Here is a 246-nt window from a genome sequence, read left to right as displayed (position 1 = left end):
CTTGCTGCGTAGTGGCATCTTGTGGCTGGTGATGCATTCCCGTGGCATGTCAGACACCAAAATCCGGGCGCTGGGAAAGAGCCACAGCCGTGCTGAAATGAATATCAACCCGATGTATTACAGCCTCTGGCTGGATGCCTTGATGGAAACCCTGGCTCGTCATGACCCTCAGTTTTCACCAGAGCTGGAAGCAACCTGGCGTCGTACTCTCAAACCCAGTATTGATATGATCAAGAGCATGTACTA

At 51.6% G+C, this 246-nt stretch carries 1 protein-coding gene; it reads left to right on the top strand.

Annotated features, from left to right (window positions below; all coding sequences use genetic code 11):
* Positions 1-46: 46 nt before the first annotated feature.
* A partial coding sequence (locus tag Q4563_RS21770) for a globin (protein WP_303606017.1) occupies positions 47-246 on the top strand: 200 nt, incomplete at its 3' end.

The organism is Gilvimarinus sp. 1_MG-2023 (assembly GCF_030548285.1).
This window is presented reverse-complemented; position numbering and strand designations above follow the sequence as displayed.